The organism is Sorangium sp. So ce887 (assembly GCF_051521455.1).
Lineage (GTDB): Bacteria > Myxococcota_A > Polyangia > Polyangiales > Polyangiaceae > Sorangium.
On sequence record NZ_CP150354.1, the window covers coordinates 6,229,706 to 6,247,755 of the forward strand.

General features: G+C 70.3%; 13 protein-coding genes. 4 read left to right on the forward strand and 9 right to left on the reverse strand.

What is annotated here, in order from left to right; all coding sequences use genetic code 11:
* Positions 1–28 precede the first annotated feature (28 nt).
* The 7 genes from WMF36_RS22940 to WMF36_RS22970 all read right to left on the reverse strand — a co-directional run bounded on the left by WMF36_RS22940 (position 29) and on the right by WMF36_RS22970 (position 10,276).
* The gene (locus WMF36_RS22940) at positions 29–1,420 is read right to left on the reverse strand and encodes a GH1 family beta-glucosidase (protein WP_437581763.1); all 1,392 of its coding nucleotides are present in this window, start codon (positions 1,418–1,420) and stop codon (positions 29–31) included.
* 18 nt (positions 1,421–1,438) lie between these two features.
* Positions 1,439–2,494: an ABC transporter ATP-binding protein gene (locus WMF36_RS22945; RefSeq protein WP_437581764.1), complete on the reverse strand. Its 1,056-nt coding sequence runs from the start codon at positions 2,492–2,494 to the stop codon at positions 1,439–1,441.
* Positions 2,495–2,496: 2 nt separating this feature from the next.
* On the reverse strand, positions 2,497–3,456 hold the full coding sequence (locus WMF36_RS22950; protein ID WP_437581765.1) for an ABC transporter ATP-binding protein: 960 nt from the start codon (positions 3,454–3,456) through the stop codon (positions 2,497–2,499).
* The gene (locus WMF36_RS22955; RefSeq protein WP_437581766.1) at positions 3,446–4,402 is read right to left on the reverse strand and encodes an ABC transporter permease; all 957 of its coding nucleotides are present in this window, start codon (positions 4,400–4,402) and stop codon (positions 3,446–3,448) included. Before WMF36_RS22955 ends, WMF36_RS22950 begins: the two co-directional genes overlap by 11 nt.
* A 21-nt stretch (positions 4,403–4,423) precedes the next feature.
* Complete coding sequence (locus WMF36_RS22960; RefSeq protein ID WP_437581767.1) at positions 4,424–5,401, reverse strand: ABC transporter permease; 978 nt, start codon at positions 5,399–5,401, stop codon at positions 4,424–4,426.
* 48 nt (positions 5,402–5,449) lie between these two features.
* A complete protein-coding gene (locus WMF36_RS22965; RefSeq protein WP_437581768.1) occupies positions 5,450–7,171 on the reverse strand; it encodes an ABC transporter substrate-binding protein in 1,722 nt (573 codons plus the stop codon).
* Positions 7,172–7,918: 747 nt separating this feature from the next.
* A complete protein-coding gene (locus WMF36_RS22970) occupies positions 7,919–10,276 on the reverse strand; it encodes a right-handed parallel beta-helix repeat-containing protein (RefSeq protein WP_437581769.1) in 2,358 nt (785 codons plus the stop codon).
* A gap of 1,096 nt (positions 10,277–11,372) precedes the next feature.
* On the opposite strand from WMF36_RS22970, the gene WMF36_RS22975 reads away from it, so the two are divergent.
* Complete coding sequence (locus WMF36_RS22975) at positions 11,373–12,068, forward strand: hypothetical protein (protein ID WP_437581770.1); 696 nt, start codon at positions 11,373–11,375, stop codon at positions 12,066–12,068.
* A gap of 231 nt (positions 12,069–12,299) precedes the next feature.
* Positions 12,300–13,841, forward strand: a complete 1,542-nt coding sequence (locus WMF36_RS22980; protein WP_437581771.1) for a Glu/Leu/Phe/Val family dehydrogenase — start codon at positions 12,300–12,302, stop codon at positions 13,839–13,841.
* Positions 13,842–13,910: 69 nt separating this feature from the next.
* On the opposite strand, the gene WMF36_RS22985 is transcribed toward WMF36_RS22980, so the two are convergent.
* Positions 13,911–15,866: a sigma 54-interacting transcriptional regulator gene (locus WMF36_RS22985; protein WP_437581772.1), complete on the reverse strand. Its 1,956-nt coding sequence runs from the start codon at positions 15,864–15,866 to the stop codon at positions 13,911–13,913.
* Between the two features lie 218 nt (positions 15,867–16,084).
* On the opposite strand from WMF36_RS22985, the gene WMF36_RS22990 reads away from it, so the two are divergent.
* Both WMF36_RS22990 and WMF36_RS22995 read left to right on the forward strand, forming a co-directional pair.
* Positions 16,085–16,399, forward strand: a complete 315-nt coding sequence (locus tag WMF36_RS22990) for an Mpo1-like protein (protein ID WP_437494514.1) — start codon at positions 16,085–16,087, stop codon at positions 16,397–16,399.
* A gap of 358 nt (positions 16,400–16,757) precedes the next feature.
* A complete protein-coding gene (locus WMF36_RS22995; protein ID WP_437581773.1) occupies positions 16,758–17,606 on the forward strand; it encodes an SDR family NAD(P)-dependent oxidoreductase in 849 nt (282 codons plus the stop codon).
* Here the strand turns inward: WMF36_RS22995 and WMF36_RS23000 are convergent.
* Complete coding sequence (locus WMF36_RS23000) at positions 17,584–17,886, reverse strand: hypothetical protein (protein ID WP_437581774.1); 303 nt, start codon at positions 17,884–17,886, stop codon at positions 17,584–17,586. The genes WMF36_RS22995 and WMF36_RS23000 overlap by 23 nt on opposite strands.
* Positions 17,887–18,050: the final 164 nt, after the last annotated feature.

Genomic DNA, 18,050 nt, shown 5'->3' on the forward strand with positions numbered 1-18,050 from the left:
GCGCGCAGCGCGCTGCGCGCGCCGCCGGTCAGGTGGTCTGCGAGGCGCCGTCGTCGACGGCGTTGGCGGCGATGACGCCCTTGTACCAGAGCGCGCTGTCCTTCGGGATGCGGCGCTGCGTCTCGTAGTCCACCCAGACGATGCCGAACCGCTGGGAGTAGCCGCGGTCCCACTCGTAGTTGTCCATCAACGACCACACGAAGTACCCGGCGAGCGGCGCCCCCGCGTCGATCGCGCGCCGCGCAGCGACGAAGTGATCGCGCAGGAACTGCAGTCGCTGCTCGTCCGGAATGCGGCCGTCCTTGTCGGGCCCGGTCGAGTAGGCCGCGCCGTTCTCCGTCACGTAGAGCTTGGGCACCCCGTACTCCACATGCAGCCGGATGAGCAGCTGCCGGAGCCCTTCCGGGTACACCTCCCAGCCCATCTCGGTCTGCTCGGACGCGGGCGCGACGCGCTCCGTCCTCGGCAGGTTCTGCTCCTCGGGCACCTTGCTGCTCCGCAGCACCGCCCGGGAGTAGTAGTTGAGGCCGAGGAAGTCACACTGCGTCGCGATGATGTCGAGATCGCCCGGCTTGCACACGGTCAGCCCCTCCGGCGGGAGGTGGCCCAGCGCGATGTAGTCCGCGATCATGTCCGCCGGGTAGTGCCGGCCGTACAGCGGATCGAGGAACCAGCGGCTGAAATACCCGTCGTAGTGGCGGGCCGCGTCGTAATCGGCGGCGCTCGGCGACGCGGGCATCGCGTAGTTCATGTTCAGCGTGATGCCGACCTCGGCGCCGGGAACGTTCTTGCGCAGCACGGGCACCGCGAGGCCGTGCGAGAGCAGGAGGTGGTGGCTGACCGCCAGCGCCTTGCCGAAATCGCGCATGCCCGGCGCGTGGATCCCCTTCTCGTAGCTGAGGAACGCCGTGCACCACGGCTCGTTGTGGGTGATCCACTTCTTGACGCGATCGCCGAGCCTCCGCGACACCACATCGGCGAACTCCACGAACGCATCGGCCGTCGAGCGGTGCTGCCAGCCCCCGACCTGGTCCTGGAGCACCTGCGGCAGGTCCCAGTGGAAGAGCGTCGCGTACGGCTCGATCCCGGCCTCGAGCAGGCCGTCCACCAGCCGGCTGTAGAAGTCGAGCCCCTTCTGGTTCACCGCGCCCCGGCCGTTCGGCAGGATGCGCGGCCACGCGATCGAGAACCTGTAGGCCATCAGGCCCAGGCTCTTCATCAGCGCGATGTCTTCAGGCCACCGGTGATAGTGCTCGCACGCGATGTCGCCGTTGGTCCCGTCTGTGATCTGACCGGGCGTCTTCGCGAAGCGATCCCAGATCGACTCGCCGCGCCCATCCTCGCTCGTGGCGCCCTCGATCTGGTAGGAGGACGTCGCAGCCCCCCAAACAAACTTGTCGGGAAATCTCAGGGACGACATGTTCTCTCGTGATTCTCCTCAGACAGATACGGCCTCGACGGAGGCAGGTACCTTGCGCTCGTACTGCGCGGAGGGAGCGACGGAACCGGGCGAGTAGAGGTGGCAGCGGACCCAGTGCCCCGAGCCGACGTCGATGGCCGCCGGCATCTGCTCCCGGCACGCGTTCATCACGCTCGGGCAGCGATCGGCGAAGGGGCAGCCCGGCGGCGGGTTGACGAGCTTCGGCGCGCCGGAGCGGGCCGGGAGCTCGCCGCGGATCGAACCGTTCGGGTCCGGCACCGCCGAGAGCAGGAGCTTCGTGTACGGGTGCGCCGGCTGCTGCATCAGCTCCTCGCTCGGCGCGCCCTCCACGATGTGGCCGGCGTACATCACCATCGTGCGATCCGCGACGTAGCGCGCGCTCGCGATGTCGTGGGTGATGTAGAGGTACGAGATGCCGCGCTCCTCCTTGAGCTTCTCCATCAGGTTCAGGACGCCCATTCGAATCGAGACGTCGAGCATCGAGATCGGCTCGTCCGCGAGGATCACGCTGGGATCCACCGCGAGGGCGCGGGCGATCGCCACGCGCTGCCGCTGGCCGCCCGAGAGCTGGTGCGGGTACTTGACCGCGACCTCCGCAGGCGGGTTGAGATCGACCGTCTTGAGAAGCGCGTGCACCTTCTCCCGGAGGATCGCGGCGTTCGGCGCCTTGTTGTGGAGCAGCAGCGGCCGCTCCAGGTGGTAGCCGATCGAATGCACCGGGTTGAGCGAGCCGAACGGATCCTGGAAGATCATCTGCACCTGCCCGCGGTAAGCGAGCGAGGCGCGGGTCGGCTCTTCCTTCAGCACGTCGCGACCCTTGAACAGGATCTGCCCGCTGCTCGGGGGCATCAGCCGCGCGAGCAGCCGTGCGATCGTGCTCTTGCCGCTGCCCGACTCTCCGACCAGCGCGATGACCTCACGCTCGGCCAGCGAGAACGAGGCGTCGTGCAGCGCCCGGAGCTGCTGCGTGCGTAGCCCGCCGCCGACGGGGAAGAACTTGGCGAGGCGCACCACGTCGAGGACAGGCGAGACATAAGGTTGCGTCATCGTCATCGTCAGTAGAGGTGGCAGGCGCCGCGATGCTCGGGCGCGATTTCACGAAGGGCGGGCTGCTCGGTCTGGCAGGTCGCGAAAGCTTGCGGACACCGGGGATGGAAGCGGCAGCCGGACGGCGGGTTGCGCATGTCGGGCGGCGTGCCCGGGATGCCCTGCAGCCTGCGGCGCGGGCCCCGGACCGAGGGGAACGACCCGAGGAGCCCCTGCGTGTACGGGTGCTTCGGATCGCTGAAGAGGTCCTTGGCGCGGGCGGTCTCCGCGAGCTTGCCCGCGTAGAGGATGGCGATGCGCGTGGAGAACTCGGCGATGAGCGAGAGGTCGTGCGTGATGAAGAGGATCGAGAAGCCGAGGCGCTCCTTGAGCTCGGCGATCTGCTGCAGGATCTCCCGCTGTACGACCACGTCGAGCGCCGTCGTGGGCTCATCCATGATGAGGAACGGCGGCCTGAGCGCCATGGCGATCGCGATCACGACGCGCTGGCGCATGCCGCCCGACAGCTGGTGCGGGTAGCTGGTCAAGCGCGACGGGTCGATGTTGACGAGCTTGAGCAGCGCGGCCGCGCGCTCCATCGCCTGCGCCGGCGTCACGCGGTCGTGCGCGATGATCGGATCCGCGATCTGATCGCCGATCGTCAGCACCGGGTTGAGCGCGTTCATCGCGCTCTGGAACACCAGCGCCACCTTCCGCCAGCGGAACGCGCGGAGCTGCTCCTCGTTCATGGACAGGACGTCCTGCCCGGCGAAGTACACGTGCCCGCCCGTGATGACCGCCGGCGGCCGGAGCAGGCGCATGATGGCCTGCGCCACCGTCGACTTGCCGCTCCCCGACTCGCCCGCGAGGCCCAGCACCTCGCCCGGGGCGATGTCGAAGGAGACGTTGTCGACCGCGCAGACCGGACCGGCCGGGGTCATGAACTCGACCCGGAGATCCTGAACCGAGAGAATCGGACTAGGCGCCATGAGCCCTCACTACCGGCGTAGACGGACCTGCCGCGACGTTGCGGCTCTTGAGCAGGCGCGACCAGGACCCCTCCGCGCGGAGCCGCGGATTCGAGATCTCGTCGATCGCGTAGTTGATCAGCGTGAGCGCGAACCCGACGAGCGCGACGCACACGCCCGTGGGCACGATGGTCCACCAGGCGCCCGTGAGGAGCGCGGCGTTGTTGCTTGCCCAGTAGAGGTTCGTCCCCCAGGTCACGGCGCTGAGGTCGCCGAGCCCGAGGAACTCCAGGCCGACCTGCGCGCCGATCGCGTAGACCGTGGCGCCGATGAAGCCGGACATGAGGAGCGACGTCATGTTCGGCAGGATCTCGAGGAAGATGATGCGCGCGCTGCCCTCGCCGCTCACGAGGGCGGCGGAGACGAAGTCCTTGTCGCGCAGCGCGAGCACCTGCGACCGGAGCACGCGCGCGTTCCACGCCCAGCCCGTGAGGACGAGGACGAGGAGGATCGTCATCGGCCCGGCCGGCAGGTAGGCCGCGATCACGACGGCCATCGGCAGGCCGGGGATGATCAGGAACACGTTCGTGAGCAGCGAGAGCACGTTGTCGATCCAGCCGCCGAAGTAGCCTCCGGCCATGCCGATCGCCGCGCCGATCGCCATCACGGCGAAGCCCGTGGCGAAGCCGACGGCCAGCGAGGTCCGCGCACCGACGATCGTCTGCGCGAGCACGTCCTGCCCCTGGCCCGTCGTGCCGAAGAGGTGCTCGGCCGAGGGCGCCTCGTGCGGCATGCCCACGAACGCGTGCGGGTCTTGCCCGACGAGCACGGGGCCGAGCACCGAGAGGAGCAGGAAGAAGAGCACGATGAGCGTGCCCACCATCGCCTTGCGATTCGAGAGGAGGAGGCGGACCCACCCCGCCGAACGGGTGGCGCTGCCCCCGCTGTTGCTTTGTTGCGCAGCCATCGCTTCTCCTGGACCCAGCCCTCAGCGCCCTCGGGCGCGGGGATCAAGAAACACGTAGACGACGTCGACCAAGAAGTTCGCCCCCAGCACGGCCAGCGTGATGGTGAGGAAGATCCCCTGCATGAGCGGATAGTCCTGGTTACGAACAGCCTGGATGAGCAGGTAGCCCTGACCCGGATACGAGAAGACGATCTCGGTGAGCAGCGACCCGGCGAGCACGAAGCCAAGCGCCATGCCGAACCCGGTGACGTTGGGCAGGAGCGCGTTCCGCGCGGCGTAGCTGAACATGACCCGCCACTGGGAGAGCCCCTTGGCCTGGGCCATCGTGATGTACTCCTCGGACAGCACGGTGACCATCGCGCTGCGCATGCCGAGCATCCAGCCCCCGATGGTGGCGATGACGATCGACAGGCCGGGCAGGACCATGTGCGACAGCACGCTCCCGATGAACTCGAAGCTCCACTCGGGCGAGAGCGTGTCGCTGTAGGCGTGGCGCAGCGGGAAGGCCCCGAGCACGAAGCCGAGGACGTAGAGCGCCACCATCGCGAGCCAGAAGTACGGGAACGCGCCGAGGAACATCAGGACGGGCGGCATGATCGAGTCAAGCCAGCCGCCCCGCTTCCACGTCGCGACGATGCCGAGCAGCGTCCCCAGCGCGAAGCTGACGAGCACGGCGGCGCCCGACAGGAGCAGCGTCCAGCCGAGCCCCGTCGCGATGACGTCCGTCACCTTCGCGGGGAAGTGCGCGACGGACAGGCCGAGATCGCCCGTCAGCGTGTGGCTCAGGTAGGTGATGTATTGCTTGTAGAGCGGCTCACCCGTGAACCCGAACGCCTTCCGCAGCGCGTCGATCGCTTCCGGCTGAAGCTGCCCGCGGAAGCGCGCGAACATCGCCGTGGCGGGGTCGCCCGGCATGAGCCGCGGAATGAGGAAGTTCAGGGTGAGCGATGCCCACGCCGCGATGAAGTACAAGCCCAGCTGTCGAAGAAGGTAACGCACAGAAGCTCTCTCTTCTAACCTGCTCTCCGGATCAGATCACGCCCGATGTCACTTCGGCTTGAGCTCGGTGAGGACGAGCAGGTACTCGGGCGGGTTGTTCGGCGACAGCTTCGCGTACGGGTTCTCCTTGCTGGGGAACCCGGTGAAGCGGCGGGTGTTGAACTCGCCCCAGGACGGCCCGGGGAACAGCGGGATCGAGGGCGCCGTCTCGGAGAAAGTCTCCTGGAGCTGCTCGATGAGCTTCTTCTGCTCCGCCGGATCCGTCGCGGCCTCGAACGCCTCGAAGAGGCTGTCCGTCTGCTTGGCGCCGAAGCGGTGCCAGTTGCGCGCCGACGACTCGCCGACCGGCTTCACGGTCGCGGTGCCGATGAGGTCGCGGTAGAAATTGTAGGGCGTCGGCTCCTCGTTCGACCAGCCCATCGACAGGTCGAAGGTGCCCTTCTGGAGCGCCTCGAAGAACGCGCTGAAGTCGTACGTCCTCAGCGAGGCCTCGACGCCGATCTGCTTCACCTGCTGCGTGACGATCTGCGCCGCGCGCACCCAATCGGACCAGCCCGTGACGACGTTGATGTCGAAGCGCAGCGGCTTCCCGTCCTTCGAGCGGATGCCGTCCGGGCCCTTGGCGTAGCCCGCCTCGTCGAGCATCTGGTTCGCCTTGGCCAGGTTGAACTTCACCCAGTCGCCGCCCTCGACGACCTTCTGGCTGCGCCAGCGCTCGTGCGCGTCGCTGAGCGCCGTCGCGTCCGCCGGCCGCGTGTAGTTGTTCATGGCGACCTTGACGATCTGCTCGCGGTCGAGCGACATGCTGATCGCCTTGCGCACCCGAATGTCGTCGAGCGGCTTCTTCGTCGTGTTCGTGTAGACGAACACGGTGCTGCCGACGAGCGGGAACCAGTAGTGGTGATTCGCCGGGTCCTTGCCGACGTAGACCTTCTCGATCTCCGGGACGAAGTTGCCGGCCCAGTCGACCTCGCCGTTCAGGAGCGCCAGGTTCGCCTGGTCGTTGCCCGGGTAGGCCGGGAAGCGGAGCCCCTTGATCGCGGGCTTGCCCTGCTGCCAGTAGCTCGGGTTCCGGCCGAGCTCGTAGATCTGGTTCTGGAAGGTCTTCACCTCGGTGAAGGGCCCCGTCGCGACCGGGTTCTCGTTCGTGAACGTGACCGGATCCGTCACGTCCTTCCACTTGTGCTCCGGCACGATCGGCTGGTGCCCGAGGAAGACGAGCCCGGGGACGTACGGCCGCGTGAGCGTGAACTCGACCGTGGAGTCGCTCTTGGCCTCAACCGCGGTCAGCCACTTCCAGACGCCCTGCAGATCGAGGGCCGCGTGCTTCTTCAGGAGCCCGAAGGTGAAGGCCACGTCCTTCGCCGTGAAGGGCTGGCCATCGGACCACTTCACGCCGGGGCGCGTCGTGAAGGTGAGCGTCTTGTTCCCGTTGCTCCACTCGTACTTCGAGGCGAGCCAGGGGGTGAACTCGCCCTTCATCGTGTTGTAAACGAGGAGCGGCTCGTAGATGCCAGCGACGGTTGGCCAGCGAACGTTGCCAGAGGCCAGCAGAGGATTGAAGTTGCGCACCCACGAGGCTTGCTGCTCGATCGAGACGGTCAGGAAGGTGTCCGCAGCCGTGGGGTTCTTGCCGGTCCCCTGACCGCCCGGGGCCGTGCCCGCGGGGTCCTTCTTCGCATCGGACTTCCCGCAACCTGCCGCGGCGCCGACCGAAAGAAGCAACGCCGAAAGAACCAACGTTCGACGCGGCAACAACCAGTTCCTCATGAAATGCTCCTCAGCGGGGCCCTCGTGGACACGCCCGAGCGCCCACCGTCCCTCTCCCACTCAATTGATCTTCCTGGAAGCCGCCACGTGACAGAGCGACTCGCCGGAGCCCGACGCGCGCAACGCAGCGCACCATACCGGCATCCAGACGTCGGCACTGTAGCCGTCTTCGCACAGCAGTGTCAACGGGGATTCGAGGTCGCTACCAAGTTCTCACGCCGCTCGCGCAGGCGCGTTTTCAAGGGAGATGTCGTGGCGCGTCATGTCTCGCGGCGGCAACTCCGTCTCATGGTGTCATCGCGCGTCATGACGGCTGAGGGCTCCGGCACTGACACTGTTATTTTCTTCGTTCACAGCAAGACAGGAAGGCAGTCGATGACGCATCGTTTCAGAGAACGGCCGGAGCACGTCTATACAGACGTCCGTGAGCGATGACAAGACCAGATTTTTCGGTCTCGCTCCAGTGTGCGGATGGGCACTCTCGGAGGGGCGAGGTGCTGCGCTCGCCCAGCGCAGGCGGCAGGGAGATCGTGCGCGGCGCGCGCGGCGCGATGCGGTCGATAGGCCGGTGCGCTGAGGGTCAATCCGGGGCTGGCGACTCTACGCGTGGAGCCCTGATCCCCGCGGCCGTGGCCCTGGAACCCAGGTAGATACCACGTGTCGGGGAAGATTCCATTCCATGTCCGTTGGGTTTCGCATGGGCTCGTACGGGCTCGTTCGGCGGGGGCGTGGTCGAGCGGGCGCGCCTCACGGAAGCGGGGGAGCGGACGCTGGCACGAGGAGGTCGGCGCCAAAAAGCTCGTCTGCCACGCTGTTGTCGGTGAACGCGTTCTCGCTCCCCTTCTTCAGCTGGGGCGCGGGCGAGCCCTGCACGACCAGCCCGAAGCGGTTGTCCGAGGCGCGCACCCTGGAGAGGCGACCCGAGCTCCGGTCGTACAGGATGCCGGCCCGCGCACAACCGGCCACCCGCACGTCGTCGAGGGTGGCTGTGGACCCGGCGAGCACCAGGACGCCATCGGCGACGAGGTCGTCGCGCCGCGCGCCCATCCCGGCGCGGCCGTCGCCGGTCACCCCGTCGACGACGGTCTGTGCGATCTCCGCCTCGGCGGCGAACAGCGCCACGCCGGCCGTGCGGCTCGCGCGGACGAGGGACGAGGCGAGCCGGAGCTGATAGCCCGCGGCGGCGACACCGATGCCGGCGCCGCCGTCGCTCGCCTCGCCGCCCGAGGTGTCCTCGATGAGGTCCCCCGTGATCTCGACCTTGCCGCCCGGGAACTCCGCGCCGGCGAGGACGCCGACGGAGCGGTTGCCGCGGATGACATTGCCCGCGAGCACCGCGGTGGCCCCCCGATAGATGACGATCCCCTGCCCCACCGGCGCGCGGCGGTCCGGCGCGACATGCCCTTCGACGAGGTTGCCTGTCACGGTCGCCTCGGACCCGTCATACCCCACCGACAGCCCGGTCCCCTCGTTGTCGCGAATGGCATTCGACGAGAGCGTCACGCGGCCCTCCATCACGGCCACCCCGGCCCCGTCGCCCCAGGCCCCTCCGGCGATCGTCCCCTCGATGAGGTTGCCTCCCGCAACCAGCTCGGCGGAGAGATCGCCCACGTGAACCCCGGTCCCGCGGTTCTGAACGACCGCGCTGTCCTGGAGGCGCATCGCCGCGCCGCGGGCCACGGCGACGCCGAACCCGCCGAGCAGCGACCGCGACGGGGCCGCCACCGTGCCCTTGACCAGGCTCCGCGTCATCGTCGCCGCCGAGCCCTCGCCGATGACGGCGACGCCGAGCTCCGCGTTGCCGAGGATCACGCTCGAGTCGATCGCGACGCGCGATCCGCTCGCCGCGTACACGCCGACGCCGTAGCTCGGCTCGTGGCTCCCGGGCATCGTCCCCTCGACGAGCACGCCGGAGATCGTCGCCAAGGAGCTCCCCGACGCGACGATCCCCGACAGCCGGTTTCCGACCACAGCCGTGCGCTCGATCGACGCCTCGGCGCCGCCCCGGACGACGATCCCCTCGCCGTCCACGAGGTGCTCCGACGGCGAGGTCCCCTCGATGAGGCTGCCCACCACGGCCGCCGTGGCACTCACCTCGAGCGCGGCCACGCCCGCGGCGCGGCTGCTCGTCACGGCGCTCTCCTTCACGAACAGCGCGCCGCCGGTGACCGCGGAGGCGCCCATGCCGCCGCCCGCGGTGCCGGAGCGCGTCCCCTCGATCCAGCTCTGCGCCACCGAGAGCCGCGCGCCGTCGCTTGAGAGGACGCCGGCATGGACAGCGCCCTTGATGTGCACGCGCTCGATCGTCACGGCGCTCGCGCCCGTGGCCACCACGCCGGCGCCATCTCCGCCGATCTCGACCCCCCGGAGCGTCACCTCCCCTGCGCCGAGCACGGCCACGATCGCCGGAGGATGGACGAGCGGGCTCACCCCGCGGAGGCGCACACGCGAGGCGCACCGGCCGGCGATCGCGAGGGGCCTCGTGATGACGACCGGCTCGTCGTAGGTGCCGTCCGCGAGCGCGATCGTCCCGCCCTCGACGACGAGCTCGAGCGCCGCCGCGAGCGTCGTGACCGGCCTCGCCTCGGAGCCATCGCTGTCCGGACCGGCGTAGCTCGGGTCGACATACACGTTCCCGGGCGCGCGAGGGGTGTTCCCCCACGGCCCGAGCCCGCAACCGTCGGGGCCATCGACGGACACGCACCCCGCTTCCGGGAGTGCGAACATGCCTGTCGGGCACCTCGCCATGGCCGGCCTGCAGAGCCCGTCGTCGCCGACGAGCTCGGGAGCGCAGCGCGGGATGCCGGCGGGGATGCAGCCCTCGTCGAACTTCGGGATCGTCCCCGGAGGGCATTTCGCCATCGAGGGGTGGCAGAGATCGTCGTCCTCCACGAACAGCTCTGCGCACCCCTGGATGCCCACGGGCATGCACGCGTCCTCGGGCCCGAGGACGTGCCCGCGCGCGCAGCGCGGGGCGACGTGCTCCCCGTCGAGCGCGGCGTCGGAGCTGCGCGAGGGGTCGCTGCACGCCGCGGCGAGCAGCGACAGGACCGCGATACCGGCGGCCAGGCAAGACAGACCCGCGCGCGTCGCGCAGAAGCGCATGCAATACCCTCCCTGGACAGCGCTGCCTCGCGGCGCGCCCCGCGAGCTCCCGCTCGCTCCTGAGGCGAACGGCTGCCCGGAGCCCCCGCGACGGCGGGAGACCGCGTGTCCGGCATGAACCGGCGCTGCGAGCGCCGGAGATCATCATCGAGCCCGCGGAAAGATGACGAGGACAGCGCCTGAACGGCGCCGCGTGACCCCTTCAGCGTAATGAATCCTACAACAGGAGATAGCCTCCTGCCAGGCAGAGGAGCCTCGATCGCGCCGACTTTCCCTGCATCGCCGGGGACGTCTGCGCCGCGCTCCTCTCTCCGGCGCGGGCGTGTGAATCCTCTCGGGCCGCGAGGCTCGGGCGCGCCTCCTATCGTGTGGGTCGCACGCTTTCTGTCAATCACGTCGGGCCGCGCCGAGCGCCGCCGGGAGGCTCCGCGGAGGACGCCGTCTTCGCTGCCTCGCGGGGCCGCCGTCCGCGGCTGAAGGCCGCGGCGGCGCCGTCGTTCGGGACGACATGGCGAGGGTGCGCAGAGCAAAGTGAGTCTCAGGCGCGCGCTGCGCCGACGCGGTTGCCGCAGAAGGAGCGCCGCTCTGGGCCTCTGTCGGCTCACGTGGGCTGAGCACGGCGTGACCAGAGGACCCGAGGCCCGCGGGCCGTTGCCGCCCATCAGCGATGATGTCGAGTCTCCTCAGCCCTCGATTGCAGAGATCGACCGGGTCTTCGGAAATGCGGTTTGCAGGGCCCGATAAAGCTGCAAGTCGGGTCGCTCTCGTCCCGTCCCGCCGCGCGCCGCGCGCGGGGGAGCCCCGCGGCGCGCGTCGACATTTGCCTTTCTCCAGCGCTCGGGAGCCTCCCACATCGGCGCTGCGAGGCGGCGTCGATACGCGCCGGCGCGGCGGCGCCCGGGCGCGATGGAGAGGGGCAAAGCTCCCACCCGGCGCAGATTCAGACAATGCACTTTCGCCGTCGCCGTCCGGCAGCCGCAGAGGGCCGACGCGGCAGGCTCTGCACACGCGCTGTCAGGCACGCAGCCTGCTCTCGACACCGCTCAACATGCCACTGCGGGCCTGACGGCCCTGGCGGGGCATGGAAGGAGGACGGATGGTTAGCTCGATCGATATGAAGATGGCGCAAGCGGTGATGCTCTTTTCCGTGTTGATGACCGGGTGCGCGGTCGACGCGGTGACACCGGAGGAGGCCGACTTGGAGCAGGCCGACGTCGACGTGGCGTCGAGCGAGCAGGCATTGGAGGGAGAGACGGAGGAGACGCGGGGCGGCGGCGTGGTGGGCCCGCCCGCGATCCCGGGCAAGACCGATATTGGCCAGGGGCCGATCAAGGGCCCCGGCGGGCCGCTCGTTCAGGGCCCCGGCGGCCCGGGCTTCGGGCCGCTCGGCCCGGGCGCGGGTGGGCCGTTTCAAGGGCCCCCCATCGGCAAGGGCGGCCCCGTCGGCCAGGCTGATCCCGGGCAGGTCCCGGGCGGCTTCCCGGGCGGCTTCCCCGGCGGCGGCTTTCCGGGCGGCGGCTTTCCGGGCGGCGGCTTTCCGGGCGGCTATCCGGGCGGCTTCGGCGGCGGCCTCGGCGGCGGCTATCCGGGCGGCTTCGGCGGCGGCCTCGGCGGCGGCTATCCGGGCGGCGGCTTCGGCGGCGGCCTCGGCGGCCTCGGCGGCGGCCTCGGCGGCGGCCTCGGCGGCGGCCTCGGCGGCGGCCTCGGGTGGCCGGGCGGTTACGGCGGCTCCCCGTACGGCTCCTTCTCCGGCGGCCTGGGGGGGGCCGGGACCCCCGGGCTCTTCCCCTGACGTCATCGCCTGAATTGGCCGGCCACGTTGCCGGTCGGGAACAGCGGTGATCGACGCGACGGGCCGCCGGAACCTCTGCGGGGAGCCGCACGAGCTCCCCCGCGAGGCCGGCGGCCCGCCGGTCGATCGACCTGTCGAGATCACGCGCCCGTCACAGCGCGCTGGCTCGAGCGGCGCGCGAGGCCCTCGCGAAAGGTTGGAACCCCGCCGCGGTCGAGGCAGCATACGGCGATGGAAGACGCCCCCCTCCTAGAGCGCGAGCCGGAGACGAACATCTTCGGTGAGTCCATGGCGGTGTTTCACACGGCCGCGGATCTCATCGGCCTGGCTCCCCGCATCCGGCTGGAGCTCGAGCAGCCCGACTACGAGCACATCTTCTACATCACCACGCAGCTCCAAGACCGCCTCGTCCCCTTCCGCGGGGAGGCGACCGCGACCTACGAACGGCTCCCCCCGTCGGTGATCCTGAACCGCGCCGCCGTCACCCCGCTCTTCAACGGCAAGCTCATCCTCCGCCCCGAGGCGCTCCGGAGCGGCTCGATCCACGTGCAGGACGGCGTGATCCGCCTCGCCGACCAGGGGCTTTACCGGATCCAGCCCGGCGAGTTCGTTCGCTTCAAGGCCTATCGGGTCCAGCACAACCAGGCGAGGGGGCCCTACAAGGGCGGGCTCCGCTTCCACAAGGCCGTGTCGCTCGACCTGTTCAACGCGCTCGCCGCCGAGATGACCTGGAAGACCGCGATCGCGCATGTCCCGTTCGGCGGCGCCAAGGGCGGTATTCGCATGGATCCGCGCGAGCACAGCAAGGAGGAGCTCGAGGCGATCTCGCTCCGGTACATGTACCGGCTCAAGCAGCTCATCGGGCCCAACGTCGACATCCCCGCGCCCGACGTGGGCACGAACGCCGAGGTGATGGCGTGGCTCCTGCGCCAGTACAGCGACGGCGAGCGCGAGCGGCACAACCACCGCGGCGTCGTCACGGGCAAGGACGTGCGCATCGGCGGCTCCGAGGGGCGTGCCAAGGCGACCGGCCAGGGGCTCGCGTACTGCATCGAGGAGTGGTACGCGCAGCGCGGCGCCTCCCTCGCCGGGGTGCGATTCATCGTGCAGGGCTTCGGCAATGTCGGCTCCGCCGCCGCCGAGATCCTGTGCAGGATGGGCGCCCGGTGCGTCGCGGTCCAGGACTCCGACGGCGCGGTGGTCGACCCGAATGGCATCGATGTCGGCGCGCTGATGACCTACGTCAGCGAGAACCCGCAGAACCTCCGGCGGTCGGTCGCCGGCTACGGCGGGGCCCAGCCGATCGCGCGGGACGACTTCTGGGGCGTCGACGCGGAGATCTGCATCCCTGCCGCGCTCGGCGACGCCATCACCGGCGAGGTGGCCGAGCGGCTCAAGGCGAAGCTCGTGGCCGAGGGCGCCAACCGCCCGACCACGACCGAGGGGGACAGGGTGCTGGCGGAGCGCGGCATCAGCATCATCCCCGACATCATCGGCAACGCGGGCGGCGTGACCGTCTCGTACTACGAGTGGATCCAGAACAAGCGCATGGAGCACTGGACCGAGGGCGAGGTGAACGCGCGGCTCGAGCGCGCCATCAAGAGCAACTACCGCCTGATCTGCGACATCGCGGAGGACCGGCCGCGCCGCACCGAAGATCACGACTCGACGAGGCTCGTCCTCGGCAAGCGCCTGCCGATGCGGCTCGCCGCGATGGTGCTCGCGCTCAAGCGCATCGAGGCGCACTACATGCTGGAAGGGTTCTCCCAGTAGGCCGCGCCTCCGGCCGCCGGAGCGGCGCAGACGTCCGGCCGCCCCTGGCCGGACGTCCTTCGGGCGGCGCTACCGGGCGACGCCGTACCCGAGCTTCTTGATGCCGTAGACCTTGATCTTGTGCTGCAGCGTCCGCAGCGGCAGCTCGAGGCGCCGCGCCGCGTCCGTCTGGTTCCAGTCGGACGCGCGCAGCGCCTCCAGCAGGAGATCGGCCTCGATCTGCTCCAGGCGCGTCTTGAGGCCGCCCGCCGCGGAGGCCGCCGACTCGGACGCGCGCGAGGGCAGCGGCTCGGACGGGCGCTGGGACAGGGCCGGCATGCCGGGCTCGGACGAGCGCGAGGGGTCGTGGGCGCGCGACGTCGCGGGCGGCGAGCTGTGCGAGGTCACCGCCACGCGGATCCGCTCCGGGAGGTCGCGCGCCATGATCGCCTCGCCCTCCGCGATCACCACCGCCCGCTCGATCGCGTTGCGGAGCTCGCGCACGTTGCCGGGCCACGGGTAGCTCTTCAGCAGGGCCAGCGCCTCGGACGTGATCGACTGGACCCTGCTGAGGTTCGCCGCGTTCGCCTGCTGCAGGAAGCCCGCGGCGAGCGTCGCGATGTCGTCGCGGCGCGCGCGGAGCGGCGGGATGTTCAGCGTCATCGCGTTCAGCCGGTAGAGCAGATCGAGCCGGAACGTGCCCGCGTCGCACATCGCGTCGAGGTCGCGGTGCGTCGCCGCGATCACGCGGACGTCGACCTCGATCTCCTTGGTCGCGCCGACGCGCGTCACCCGCTTGGTCTCGAGCACGCGCAGGAGCGCGGCCTGCGCGGCGGCGGGCAGCTCGCCGATCTCGTCGAGCAGGACCGTGCCGCCGGCGGCCGCCTCGAAGACGCCCTTCTGCTGCTGGCTCGCCCCGGTGAAGGCGCCGCGCTCGTGGCCGAAGAGGGTGCTCTCGATGAGCATCGCGGGGATCGCCCCGCAGTTCACGCAGATGAGCGGCTCGCCGCGGCGCGGGCTGCGGTCGTGGATGAACCTCACGAGCACCTCCTTGCCCGTCCCGGTCTCGCCGCGCAGGAGCACCGGGATCGAGGAGCGCGCGGCCCGCAGCGCCACCTCGACGAGCGATCGCATGAGCGGGCTCTTGGTGGCGAGGACGTGGCCGTCGGCCTCCCACTGGCTCTCCGGCACCGCGCCCGCGGCGCCCTCCTCCTCGGGCGGCCGGGCGCCTTCGACCTTCGGCGCGACGTAGAGCAGCGCGCCCTCCGGGGCCGCGAGGTGCACGGGCTCCGCGGGGCTCGCGCTCCGCGACGCCTCGTGGCTGACCTCGATGAGCTTGTCGGTGGAGGTCGCGGCGTCGGGGAACACGGCGACCCCCGACACCAGCATGGGCTCGCCCTCGCGGCGCGCGACGATCGCCTTCGCGAGCTCCTCCGCGAGCTCGGGCGTGACCTCGGGGAGCAGGATCTCGAGGGTGTCGGCGCTGTAGAACGCGACGCGATCGACGGGCCGCAGCGCCTCGCGCACGCGGAGTCCCCAGTGGCGGAGGTGGCTCGCCTGCGCGCCGAGCGAGCGGACCACGACGAGCGCGAACTTCCGGCTGAAGAACCTGGATCGCACGATCTCGGCCTGCAGGGCGACGCGGAGCGCGTCGGAGCCCTCCAGGCCGAACGGCGGCAGCTCGCCGCCGGCGAGCACGTGCACCGACGCGACGATGCCGCCGAGCAGCACCTCGTCCCCGGCCTTGACCACGCCGTTCTCGACCCGCTGCCCCGAGATGCGCGTCCCGTTGCGCGAGCCGAGGTCCTCGACCACGACCTCGCCGCCCACGAGGGTGAAGCGCGCGTGCCGGCGCGAGATGCTCCTGTCCCGGATCACGACGTCGGCCGGGGGTTCCCTGCCGACGACGACGCCGACGCCGGGGCTCATCGGGGCCATCTCGACGCCGTCATGATGGTAAACGAGCAGAAGAACGCGCCGCTTCTCCGAGCGCGCGCCCTGAATGAGCTCCCCTGTCTTGAATGACAGCGGTGCAGTCGTCGCCATGGGACCGGTTCTATGACCGCTCACACTGCCCAACTACGCCTCATTGCTCCAAGCGGCAACCGGGAAGCAACGGCACCGCCGGTCTTCGACGAAAGCGCGCCGGGACGCTCGGTCTGCCGCATGCCTGCACCCCGCGCCCCGCGCCCCGCGCCCCGCGCCCCGCGCCCTGCGCCCCGCGCCCCGCGCCCCGCGGGGCGGCAGCGTGGTAAGATGGGCGCATGCTCCGTCTCAACGCCGAATGGACAGAGGTGCTCCGCCGGTACAAGGAAGACCACCAGGATCCGCGCAACCAGGCGTGTCACAAGGTCGGCATACCGCTGATCGTCGCGAGCTTCCCCGTGGGCGCGACCCTCATCGGCCTTCCGCTCGCGGCCGCGATGTTCACGACGGGCTGGGGCTTCCAGTTCGCGGGTCACTACTTCGAGGGGAAGAAGCCGTCGTTCGTGGACGACAAACGGAGCCTGATCGTCGGCGTGCTCTGGTGTCTCGAGAAATATGGCCTGCGCGTCTTCGAGGAGACGCCCGCCCCCTGAAGCGCCGCACCAGCCTCGGCCATCTCTGCCGTCCCACGTGCACGGCTATGACGCGGACACACCCGACCGCGCAGCCAAGGAAAATCTGGAATTACCCACTTCACGTCCCTGCCGCGATGCATAATGCTCGCTTGACGTGATGCATGCAGGGTCGTACCTGTGTCGCGGGCGGGGGCGACGACTCTTCTTCTTCGGGGTTTCCGGCGGGCACCGCGCCGTCTCGGCGCTTCGGCGTGTGCCCGCTGCCTGCTCCTGTCGCCGACAAGCTCCCGGAGCGTCGTTACCGGCCCGCCGCCGCAGCGATGAGATGGACGAGGACGGCGAGACGAGGAGACGGGAGATGGGGTGTGGGCAAAGCATGAGGGGGAAAGTCGCCGTGATCACCGGGGGCACCTCGGGGATCGGGCTCGCGACGGCATCTGCGCTGGCGCGGCAGGGCGCCCGGGTGACCGTGCTCTGCCGCAGGACCGGCTCCGAGGGCGCGAGGAAGCTCGCCGCGCTGAAGGTGCAGGGCGAGGTCAGCCTCGTCGAGTGCGATCTCGGCCGGCTCGCGTCGGTGCGCGCCGCGGCCAGGCAGGTGGCTGACCGGTGCGGGGTCGTTCACCTGCTCGTGAACAACGCGGGGGTGTTCCTGCGCGAGCGCGCGGAGTCCGCCGACGGCCTCGAGATGACGTTCCAGGTGAACTACCTGTCACATTTCCTGCTGTCGAACCTCCTGCTCGGCCGGCTCAAGGCCGCGCGCGACGCGCGCGTGGTCAACCTTGTCGCGCCGGTGGACGGCATCCGGCTCGATTTCGACGACCTCATGTCGAAGCGCTCCTACTCGTTCCTCGCCGCGTCCGCGCGGTCGAAGCTCGCGCTCGTGCTCGCGGCGCACCGGCTCTCGGAGGCGCTCTCGGGCACGGGGGCCCAGGTGCTCTGCTACTACCCTGGGCTCGTACGGTCGGGGCTCTTCGAGGGGAGCTCTCGCGTCCTCAAGACGCTGATCGACGTCGTCGGCGCGACCCCGACGCAGGCCGCCGCCAACCTCCTCGCGATCCTGGCCGACGCGTCGCCCACCGAGGGCCCCGCCTTCTTCGAGCGGACCCGGGTGAGGCCCCTCAAGGGGATGGCGACGGACGCCGAGGCGGCCGCGCGGCTCTGGGAGATGAGCTCGCGGCTCGTCGGCCTCACCCGGGCGGACGTCATCGGAGCCCCCGCTTCTTGAGGTCCGCCGCGAGCGACGACCGCACGCGCCCGACCTCCCTGGCGATGGCCTGCACCGCCTCGGTCGCGCTCTCGATCGTCCCGGCGCGCGCCTCCCGATCGAGCCGCGCGCAGAGCTCCTTCAGGTTGAACGCCGCGAGCGTGTCGGCGCTCCCGTAGAGCGCCCAGGCGAGCTGTTCGATCTCGCCGAGCGCGCCCCGCGCGGCCGCCTCGCTCCATCGTGACGTGGGGCACTGGACGGGAGGCTTGCGGGAGACCGGCCCGGGCGCTGCGAAAGGCATCGAACGAGGTGCCCGTCGGCGACGGATGGGGGTCCGCCTCCGCGATCGCACAAGACGGGAGGGGCGCGCACCCTGGCGCAGCTTTCCGGCGCCGCGCCCCCGCGACCGCGGCGCGCCTCCACGCGCGGGGGGTGGCGCCGCGTCGGACGGCTGATCCGGCGGAG